Source organism: Mitsuaria sp. TWR114, assembly GCF_007997345.1.
This window is the reverse complement of sequence record NZ_VOSR01000098.1, coordinates 1-9,150: the sequence shown is the minus strand read 5'-3', so window position 1 is coordinate 9,150 and position 9,150 is coordinate 1. Positions and strand designations below refer to the sequence as shown.

Genomic DNA, 9,150 nt, shown 5'->3' with positions numbered 1-9,150 from the left:
CCAGGCGCTGGGCGGCTACGAGGTCGCGGCGCGCACCGCCGATCCGCAGCTGGCCGACGCGCGGGCGGTGCAGGGCCTGCTCACCCATCTGGAGGGCAGCCTGATTCACCTGGGCTACCTGGATCCCGCCGCGCCGAAGAAACTGATGCCGCGGCTGAACCAGCTCTTCAACCGCGCCGGGCTGACGCAGGAAGAGGTCCACATCCTGCGCGGCATCGCCCGGGCGATCGAGAAGACCCGCCCCGCGGCGGACACGCCCCCCGCACTCGGGGGAGACGAGTAGCCGGACGCGCTCCCCATAAGGCCTGAGGCGGGCAAGGTTGAGGCCCGCCGCTAAACTGGCCGACCCTCATCACCGAGCCCCACGCGGGCTTGCATCGGGTTCCCCCACCATGTTCCAGCGTCTTCGCGAAGACATCGCCTGCATCCTCGAACGCGACCCCGCCGCCCGCTCGGCCTGGGAGGTGCTGACCTGTTATCCGGGTCTGCATGCGCTGATGGTGCATCGCTGCGCGCACTGGTTCTGGACCCGTGGTTTCCGGTGGCTGGGGCGCTTCACCTCGCACATCGGCCGCTTCCTGACCGGGATCGAGATCCACCCCGGCGCGACCATCGGCCGGCGGGTCTTCATCGATCACGGGATGGGCATCGTCATCGGCGAAATGACCGAGATCCACGACGAGGTCACGATCTACCAGGGCGTGACCCTGGGCGGGACCTCGCTGGTGAAGGGCGCCAAGCGGCATCCGACGCTGGAGCGCGGCGTGATCGTCGGCGCCAACGCCTGCATCCTCGGCGGCTTCACCGTCGGCGAGGGCGCGCGGGTCGGTTCCGGCGCGGTCGTGACCAAGCCGGTGCCGCCGGGCGCGACGGCGGTCGGCAACCCGGCCCGGATCATCGAAGCCAAGGCCGAGGCGCAGCGCGAGGAGGCCGCGGCCCGCATGGGGTTCTCGGCCTACGGCGTGACGCAGGGCGACGACCCGGTCGCGCAGGCCATGAAGGGCCTGATCGACAACGCGGCGGGGCACGAGCACCAGATCGCGCTGCTGTGGCAGGCGATCGCGAAGCTGTCGGAGGCGGAGCGCAGGGACTGCGTGCCGCAAGAGGCCCAGCAGGCCGAGAACTTCGACGCCGCCGAGCTGTCGAGATTGGTGAAGTGAGTCGCTGACGCGGCGCTCTCCAACTCCCTCTCCCCCTCGCGGGGGAGAGGGAATGAGAGATCAGTGATGGTGGCCGTGATCGCCGTGGGCGTGGCCGTGCTCGATCTCTTCCTGCGTGGCGGCGCGCACGTCCTTGACCTTGACGCTGATCTTCAGGTGCTGGCCCGCCAGCGGATGGTTGCCGTCCAGGTGCACGGTGTCGCCCTTGATCTTCACGACGGTGAAGACGTGGAATCCGTCATCCGCGGCCGGTTCCTCCTCGCCCTCCTTGGCCTGGCGGATCTGCAGCTGGCCGCCGACCTTCACGCCGGGCGGGAAGTCCTTCTTGGGGATGGTGATCAGCAGGCTTTCGTCGCGCTCGCCGAAGCCGGTCTCCGGCGTCAGTTCGATGGTGGTGGCGAAGCCCTTTTCCTGACCTTCCAGCGCGGTCTCGATGGCCGGCAGCGTGTTGCCGTAGCCGCCGATCAGCAGCGCCATCGGCTCGTCGGTCTTCTCGATGACCTGGCCGAGCTTGTTGGCGACCTTCAGCTCGACGGTGGCGATGGTGTCCTTGGTGATCTTCATGGGGTGTCGTTTCTCGTTGGGGCTTCTCGTGGAAGCGGTTGAAGCGTCGGCGGGGCAGGGGCCTGCGGCGGCCGCCGTCGTCGCGGTCACGCCGGACGCGGTGGGCGCTGCGCGGTCTTGGGACGGAACGCGGCGCAGACCGCGTCGCGGGTTTCCAGATAGGGGCCGCCGATCAGGTCGATGCAGTAGGGCACCGCGGCGAAGATGCCGCGGGCCGCGGCGTGGCCGGCCAGCGTCTCCGCGATTGCCTTGGGCTGACCGGGCAGGTTGATGATCAGCGCGCGGCCGCGGATCACCGCGACCTGCCGGGAGAGGATGGCCGTGGGCACGAAGTGCAGCGAGATCTGCCGCATCTGCTCGCCGAAGCCCGGCATCACCCGGTCGGCGACGTCCATGGTCGCCTCGGGCGTGACGTCGCGGATCGCGGGGCCGGTGCCGCCGGTGGTCAGCACCAGGTCGCAAGCGGCCTCGTCGACCAGGTCCCGCAGCGTGGCGGCGATCTGCTCGCGCTCGTCGGGGATCAGCCGCGGCTGGAACTCGATCGGATTGATCAGCGCGGAGCGCAGCCAGTCCTGCAGCGCGGGCAGGCCCTTGTCCTCGTAGACGCCGCTGGAGGCGCGGTCGCTGATCGAGACGATGCCGATCCGTACCGGCTCTGGCGGGGGCAGCGCGGCGGCGTCGACCGGGGCGGCGTCACTCATCGTCGCCCTCGTCGTCACCATCGTCCGCGGTGTCTTCGTCGCGCGACCCGCCCTTGGCGGCCAGCAGGTGCGCCTTGATGAACTGGAACAGCTCGCGCCAGGCGCGGCCGTTGCGCTGCTCGACCGCCTGCGCTCGGTCCTTGCGGGCGGCGCGGATCAGGCTGCGCAGTTGCTGCACGTCGACCGCTTCGAAGCTGTCGATGAAGCCCTGCAGCGCGTTGTCGTCCTCGACGAGGCGGTCGCGCCAGCGCTCGGCCTGGTGCAGTTCGAGCGAATCCTGCGCGCGACCAAGCTTGAACTCGGCCACGGCCTCGCGGATCGGCGCCGGATCGACCTGGCGCATCAGCTTGCCGATCAGCTGCAGATGGCGCTTCTTGCCGCTGCGGGCGGTGCCGGCCACGATGCGGCGGCCTTCCTTGATCGCGTCCATCAGCGCCTCGGGCAGGTCGAGCGCGGCCACGCGCTTCTCGGGCAGCGTCAGCAGTTCGGCGCCCAGCGCCTGCAGCGCGTCCATATCGCGCTTGAGCTGGCTCTTGCTGGGGCGGTCGTCTTCGAAGTCGTCGAAGTCCGCGCGGTCGTCGTGGTCGTCGTGATCGGGGTGCATGGGGGAAGAAAGCGAGAAGCCCCGACCGGAAGGGGCGGGGCACAGCGCCCGTATGATAGTCGCCACCCCGCCGCGGCCTCGGATCTCCCCAGGCCGCGCTGCTTTCACAGAGACCGCATTCATGAGTCAAGCCGAGCAAGGATTCGCCTACAGCCAGGACCATTTCCGCCAGTTGATCGAGGACGTCCTGGCCGAGGCCAAGCGCCTGGGCGCCAGCGACGCCGGCGCGGAAGTGTCCGAGGGCAGCGGCATGTCGGTGTCCGTGCGGCGCGGCGCGCTGGAGAACGTCGAGCGCAACCGCGACAAGTCGCTGGGCATCTCGGTCTACCTGGGCCAGCGCAGAGGCAACGCCAGCACCTCGGACTTCTCGCCGCAGGCGCTGCGCGACACCGTGCGCGCCGCCTACGACATCGCCCGCTTCACCGCCGAGGACGAGTTCGCCGGCCTGCCCGACGAGCAGGACCTGTCGCTGGACGAAGCCGCACGACCGTCGCTGGACCTGTTCCATCCCTGGGCGATCACCGCCGAGCAGGCGGCCGAGCTGGCGCTGCGCTGCGAGGACGCGGCGCTGAAGACCGACCCGCGCATCACCAATTCGGAAGGCGCGGCGGTGTCGGCGCAGCAGTCGCACTTCTTCTCGGGCAACTCGCGCGGCTTCCGCGGCGGTTATGCGAGCTCGCGGCATTCGGTGTCGGTGGCGCCGATCGCCGGCCGCGGCGCCGGCATGGAGCGCGACGCCTGGTACAGCTCGATGCGCGACGCGGCCGAGCTGTCGTCGCCTGAATCGATCGGCCGCTATGCCGCCGAGCGCGCGCTGGCCCGCCTCAAGGGCCGCAAGGTCAGAACGGCGAGCGTGCCGGTGCTGTTCGAGGCGCCGGTCGCCGCCGGCCTGCTGGGCGCGCTGGTGCAGGCCACCAGCGGCGGCGCGCTGTACCGCCGTGCGAGCTTCCTGCTCGACAGCCTGGACCAGCAAGTCCTGGCACCGCACGTGGAGGTGGTCGAGGACCCGCATGTGCTCAAGGGCAAGGGCAGCTCGCCCTTCGACGACGAAGGCGTGACGACCAAGGCCCGCACCGTGGTCGAGGCCGGCGTGCTCAAGGGCTACTTCCTGTCGACCTACTCGGCGCGCAAGCTGGGCATGCGCACGACCGGGCACGCCGGCGGTTCCCACAACCTGACGATGCGCAGCAAGGCCACCGCGCCCGGCGACGACCTGCCGACAATGCTGCGCCGGTTGGGCACCGGGCTGTTCGTGACCGAGCTGATGGGGCAGGGCGTCAACTACGTGACCGGCGACTACTCGCGCGGCGCGAGCGGCTACTGGGTCGAGAACGGCGTGATCGCGCATCCGGTCCACGAGATCACCATCGCCGGCAACGTCAAGGAGATGTTCCAGCAGATCGTCGGCATCGGCGCGGATACCTACACGCTGGGCAGCAAGACGGTGGGATCGATCCTGATCGAGCGCATGAAGCTGGCCGGCGCCTGAGCGGCCCGGGCTTCCCCGTTCTCCGACGAAGCGGCGCCTCGGCGCCGCTTCTGTTTTTTCGCGCCGCCGTCCTGGGCGCCCCCCGGGCTTGTCAGGTTGACGCCAGCCCGGCGGTGGTTAATCCTGCGTGCGCCCAAGGCCGCCCCGGGAGGGTGGTCCATACCAACGAAAGCAGCGAAACAGGAGACTTCATGGAGCGTCGTTCCTTCGTCAAGAATGCCGGCCTGGCCGGCGTGCTGGCCGCCGGTGCGGCCCCGGCCATCGTGCATGCGCAGGCCAACATCCGCTGGCGCATGGCTTCGAGCTTCCCCAAGCAGCTCGACACGATCTACGGCGGCGGCGAGGTCTTCGCCAAGAAGGTCAGCGAGCTCAGCGGCGGCAAGTTCCAGATCAGCGTGCATGCGGGCGGCGAACTGATGCCGGCCTTCGGCGTCGTCGACGGCGTGCAGAACGCGACGGTGGAGATCGCGCACACGGTGCCGTACTACTTCTTCGGCAAGGACGAGACCTTCGCGATCGGCGCGTCGATCCCGTTCGGGCTGAACTCGCGGCAGATGACCGCGTGGACCTTCCACGGCAATGGCCTGAAGCTGATGCGCGAGTTCTACCGGAACTACAACATCATCAACTTCCCCGGCGGCAACACCGGCGCGCAGATGGCGGGCTGGTATCGCAAGGAGATCAAGTCGGCGGCCGACTTCAAGGGCCTCAAGTTCCGCATCGGTGGCTTCGCCGGCCGGGTGATCGAGCGCATGGGCGGCGTGCCGCAGAACCTGCCGGGCGGCGAGCTCTATTCGGCGCTGGAGAAAGGCACGATTGATGCGGCCGAGTGGGTGGGACCGTATGACGACCTGAAGCTGGGCTTCAACAAGGTCGCGCCGTTCTACTACTACCCCGGTTGGTGGGAAGGCGGCCCGCAGGTCGACTTCTACATCAACACCAAGGCCTACGAGGGCCTGTCGGCGGAGTACAAGGCGATCGTCGAGGCGGCCTCGGCCTACACCCATGTGGACATGCAGGCCAAGTACGACGTGCTGAACCCGCAGGCGCTCAAGCAGCTGGTGGCGGCCAAGACCAAGCTGATGCGCTTCCCGAAGGATGCGATGGACCTGGCGTTCAAGGAGTCGATGGCGCTGTACAGCGAGCTGTCGGCGAAGAACCCGAACTGGAAGAAGGTGTACGAGGATTACGCCAACTTCCGGCGCGACCAGAACCTGTGGTTCCGCTTCGCGGAAGCGGGCTTCGACGACTTCATGCAGTCGCAGCGGTTCTGAGCGAGCTCAGGCCTGATTGAAGCGAGCCGTGTCCGGGAGGGCACGGCTTGTTGGCTTTTGGAGGGGCGTGTTGCTGACCAGCCGGAAGCGAGGCATCGCGGGTGGCCGGATCTAGTCGTCAGCTTCGTCCCGAATCCGCGTTTTGCTTGGCCGCGCGCACCATCGCGCGATAGTCCATCAGTCTTCGAACTAGATCCTCGTCCCGAGCGTAAAAGACCTCAGGGCAGGGGGTGGTGGGACGAACGGCGTTGACGATCAACTGCCCAAGGCGTAGGTCAGGTGACTCTTCCCAAGCGGCTCGCAACGCTGACAGGATCTCGTCGATTCGGGCGGGATTTCGCATGGGGCAAAGCCTACTCCAAGCAGCCGTCCGACTGGCCCCAAGTCGATTCATTGAAAAGAGAGACAGCCTCGGCCGCGGCGCTCAACTGCGGCGGCCGGCCACGCCCATCGGCCCGTTCATTTGATGCGGCGGTCGTAGTGCCATGCTCGCAGCTTGGTGGCCGTGATGTCCTTGATCGCTGGATGGATCGGATTGATGAGCACGTTCGATTCTTCGGGAACGATCACCGACGGCACCACCAGGAGCGGTGATTCGCCTTGCGTCAGCCATGCGTCCCCGATGTCCAGCGAAACCCGCCCCTCGGGAATAGCGCTCCAACCCGGGTTCAGGTCTTCCGCCCGAAGAACGGACTTGCAGGCCCACACCTCCTCCGGCACGTCGATCCGAATGAGATAGCGATTGAGCGGGAGCGAGCCATCTTGCAGATGCACGACAGTTTCCAGGCAGGACAGGGAGGCGGTGACCGAGGTGTAGACAACCGGACGCCCAGCACGATTCCAACGGCCGCCCGAGATTTCCGCGCCCTTGCCGCTGAGGTCCTCGGCCAGGTACTCGCGGGTGTCCGTCGCGATCCGCCAGAGCTGGATGCTCACGCGTAGGCTCCACTCTGCATGCGCGCGATCAGGTTGGACACCAACTGCTGACCTTCCGCGGTATCCATGAAATCAGCGGGCTTCCTGCCTCCCAACGCCGGCAGCGGACGATCCAGCCACGTCGCGGTCCAGGCGGGTGCATCGAAGTCCGTCGGGTCGCCGGACTCCTCGACCATCGCCTGCACCTGGCCGACCAGGCGCGCCATGCCGATGACCTTCGAGCTTTCGTCCGGCGAGAGCAGCTTGTTCTCGCGAGCCTTGCGCTCAACGGTCGCACGCGCCAATCCGAGCGTGCCCAGAAACTTCTCCTTCGGCATCGCCATCTGCTTCGCGAGGTCTTCTACGACGCAGGGATGGATGCCCTGCTTGACGATGACGACCCGTTCCATGGGCTCGGCGTAGAACAGGATCCGGTAGGTCTCGGCGTTCAGATGTTCCGTGCAGGCGAACGCCAATACCTTCCTGGTCGATGTGAGCCGTCCGCTCTGGGTGAGCGCCTTGGATGAGGTCTTCATTGCTTGGCGTGCTGCTGAAATCGACTTGGCCATGATGCGCTCCTTCGAGCGCTCAGTATTGCTCATTTGAGCGGGCGATGCATCCATGGCGGAGCCCGGTGGGAATGGCCAGCTAATTCCAGGGGGCGCGGAGCGGGGTAGGGAAGGGCTTGCTCGCATGAAGCAAGTGTTCTCCCTTCACCGATGGCGAGCCATCCGTCAAAGCTGCGCTGATGACGTCATGGGCGACGTGAGCGAGTGGGGCCGCCGACTGGAATCAGTGGGGATATGTCCACAGCACTTGCCGCGCGCGTCCCCTCAATCCGCCCCAATCCTTCGCCCCAACACCTCCTGGATCGTCCGCGTCAGCGCCCCCAGTTCGATCGGCTTGGCGACATACCCCTGGAACCCCGCCGCCAGCCCCTCCTGCCGGTCCGCCACCATCGCGAAGGCCGTCAGCGCCAGCGCCGGCAACTCCTCCGCGCTGCCGCCCGGCAACTGCCTCACCGCCCGGATCAGCGAGCGGCCATCCATCTCCGGCATGCCGATGTCGGACACCAGCAGGTCGAAGCGCTCGCCGTCCGTCAGGCGCGACAGCACCTCCGCCGCGCTGCCCGCGACGCTGACCTTCGCGCCCAGCCGGCTCAGCGCCACCTGGCCCACTTCGCGCGCATCCTCCTCGTCGTCGACCAGCAGCACCCGCACGCCCGACAGCGTCTCCTCCGACAGCTCCACCGGCGCCGCGCTCGGCGGCGGCGGCAGGGCCTGGTCGGCCAGCATCGGCAGGCGCAGCTCGAAGCAGGCCCGCCGCCCGGGCCGGGACTGGCGGCGCTGATGCGGCCCTTGTGCAATTGCGCGATGGCGCGCGCGATCGCCAGGCCCAGTCCGAGGCCGCCGACCTTGCGTGTCGACGAGCCGTCCTCCTGCCGCAGCCGGTCGAAGACATAGGGCAGGAACTCCGGCGAGATGCCGCGCCCGGTGTCCTGCACGCGCAGCAGCGCTTCGCCGTCCGCGACCTCGACCTGCACGTCCACGCGTCCGCCGCCGTCGGTGAACTTGATCGCGTTGCCGATCAGGTTGGTCAGCACCTGCGCCAGCCGCTGCGCGTCGCCGGCGATCCACACCGGCTCGGGCGCGGCGCAGTTCAGCGCGACGCCCTTGCCCTGCGCCTCGTGCAGCGCGCCCAGCACCGACTCCGAAGCCAGCGCCGACAGGTCCAGCGGCGCCGTCTGCAGCACCAGCTTGCCGGCGGCCACCGCGCTCATGTCGAGCAGGTCGTTGATCATCCGGCCCTGCAGCTGCGCATTGCGCCGGATCACCGCCGCGGCCTTGCCCAGCATCGGATGCGCGTCCGAGAAATTAGACAGGATGTCCGCCCAGCCGGTGATCGCGCTCAGCGGCGAGCGCAGCTCGTGCGACAGCACCGCCAGGAACTGGTCCTTGAGCTCGTTGGCCCGCTCCGCCTCCTCCTTGCCCTGGCGCAGCGCCTGCTGCGCCTCGTAGGCCGGCGTGGAGTCGCGGATGATCTTCGAGAACCCGGTCAGCGCGCCCGACGCGCTGAACAGCGGCGTCACCACGCCCTCGGCCCGCAGCCGCGTGCCGTCCTGGCGCATCAGCCAGCGGTCATCCCGGGCCGAGCCCTGCGTCAGCGCGAGCGCCAGCTCGTTCTCGAGCACGTCCGCGGCGCGGTCCTCCGGCGTCAGCAGGATTTCCGCCGACATGCCCCGCACCGCCTCCAGCGCATGGCCGAAGATCGTGCCGGCGGCGCGGTTCCAGTCGCGGATCCGGCCCTCGGCGTCGAGCAGGATGACCGCATGGTCCTGCAGCGAATCCACCACCCGCGCATACAGCGCGTCGGCCTCGCGCACGTTGTTGACCAGGAAGGGCGTGTCCCACAGCGCCATCTCCTTGGCGATGCCCACCAGCGT

At 68.3% G+C, this 9,150-nt stretch carries 10 protein-coding genes and 1 pseudogene; 4 read left to right on the top strand and 7 right to left on the bottom strand.

The window, feature by feature from the left end:
* A pseudogene (locus tag FUT87_RS05025) lies at positions 1–283 on the top strand (RNA methyltransferase); the annotation flags it as partial.
* Between the two features lie 109 nt (positions 284–392).
* Entirely contained in the window at positions 393–1,160 is a 768-nt protein-coding gene (gene cysE, locus FUT87_RS05020; protein WP_147240271.1) for a serine O-acetyltransferase, read from the top strand.
* 60 nt (positions 1,161–1,220) lie between these two features.
* Here cysE and FUT87_RS05015 read toward each other — a convergent pair whose 3' ends face one another.
* From FUT87_RS05015 to yjgA, 3 genes are all read right to left on the bottom strand, one after another.
* Positions 1,221–1,724: a peptidylprolyl isomerase gene (locus FUT87_RS05015; RefSeq protein WP_091723675.1), complete on the bottom strand. Its 504-nt coding sequence runs from the start codon at positions 1,722–1,724 to the stop codon at positions 1,221–1,223.
* 86 nt (positions 1,725–1,810) lie between these two features.
* Positions 1,811–2,425, bottom strand: coding sequence for a molybdopterin adenylyltransferase (gene mog, locus FUT87_RS05010; RefSeq protein WP_147240270.1), 615 nt, complete (start codon positions 2,423–2,425; stop codon positions 1,811–1,813).
* Positions 2,418–3,029, bottom strand: a complete 612-nt coding sequence (gene yjgA, locus FUT87_RS05005) for a ribosome biogenesis factor YjgA (protein WP_147240269.1) — start codon at positions 3,027–3,029, stop codon at positions 2,418–2,420. Before yjgA ends, mog begins: the two co-directional genes overlap by 8 nt.
* Before the next feature lie 121 nt (positions 3,030–3,150).
* On the opposite strand from yjgA, the gene pmbA reads away from it, so the two are divergent.
* Entirely contained in the window at positions 3,151–4,518 is a 1,368-nt protein-coding gene (gene pmbA, locus FUT87_RS05000) for a metalloprotease PmbA (protein WP_091723683.1), read from the top strand.
* Positions 4,519–4,709: 191 nt separating this feature from the next.
* Entirely contained in the window at positions 4,710–5,792 is a 1,083-nt protein-coding gene (locus FUT87_RS04995; protein ID WP_091723686.1) for a TRAP transporter substrate-binding protein, read from the top strand.
* 459 nt (positions 5,793–6,251) lie between these two features.
* Here FUT87_RS04995 and FUT87_RS04985 read toward each other — a convergent pair whose 3' ends face one another.
* The 4 genes from FUT87_RS04985 to FUT87_RS04970 form a co-directional block, all read right to left on the bottom strand.
* The gene (locus tag FUT87_RS04985; RefSeq protein WP_091723690.1) at positions 6,252–6,728 is read right to left on the bottom strand and encodes an RES family NAD+ phosphorylase; all 477 of its coding nucleotides are present in this window, start codon (positions 6,726–6,728) and stop codon (positions 6,252–6,254) included.
* Entirely contained in the window at positions 6,725–7,330 is a 606-nt protein-coding gene (locus FUT87_RS30350) for an antitoxin Xre/MbcA/ParS toxin-binding domain-containing protein (protein ID WP_255511671.1), read from the bottom strand. Before FUT87_RS30350 ends, FUT87_RS04985 begins: the two co-directional genes overlap by 4 nt.
* A 210-nt stretch (positions 7,331–7,540) precedes the next feature.
* Positions 7,541–7,957: a response regulator gene (locus FUT87_RS04975; protein ID WP_186830363.1), complete on the bottom strand. Its 417-nt coding sequence runs from the start codon at positions 7,955–7,957 to the stop codon at positions 7,541–7,543.
* The coding region (locus tag FUT87_RS04970) for a PAS domain-containing sensor histidine kinase (protein WP_147240266.1) at positions 7,867–9,150 on the bottom strand (1,284 nt) is incomplete at its 5' end. The genes FUT87_RS04970 and FUT87_RS04975, both read right to left, overlap by 91 nt.

Excerpts from the sequence above, each read along its gene's own strand:
- cysE (WP_147240271.1), top strand. The coding sequence starts at position 393 with ATGTTCCAGCGTCTTCGCGAAGACATCGCCTGCATCCTCGAACGCGAC.
- FUT87_RS05015 (WP_091723675.1), bottom strand. The coding sequence starts at position 1,724 with ATGAAGATCACCAAGGACACCATCGCCACCGTCGAGCTGAAGGTCGCC.
- mog (WP_147240270.1), bottom strand. The coding sequence starts at position 2,425 with ATGAGTGACGCCGCCCCGGTCGACGCCGCCGCGCTGCCCCCGCCAGAG.
- yjgA (WP_147240269.1), bottom strand. The coding sequence starts at position 3,029 with ATGCACCCCGATCACGACGACCACGACGACCGCGCGGACTTCGACGAC.
- pmbA (WP_091723683.1), top strand. The coding sequence starts at position 3,151 with ATGAGTCAAGCCGAGCAAGGATTCGCCTACAGCCAGGACCATTTCCGC.
- FUT87_RS04995 (WP_091723686.1), top strand. The coding sequence starts at position 4,710 with ATGGAGCGTCGTTCCTTCGTCAAGAATGCCGGCCTGGCCGGCGTGCTG.
- FUT87_RS30350 (WP_255511671.1), bottom strand. The coding sequence starts at position 7,330 with ATGGATGCATCGCCCGCTCAAATGAGCAATACTGAGCGCTCGAAGGAG.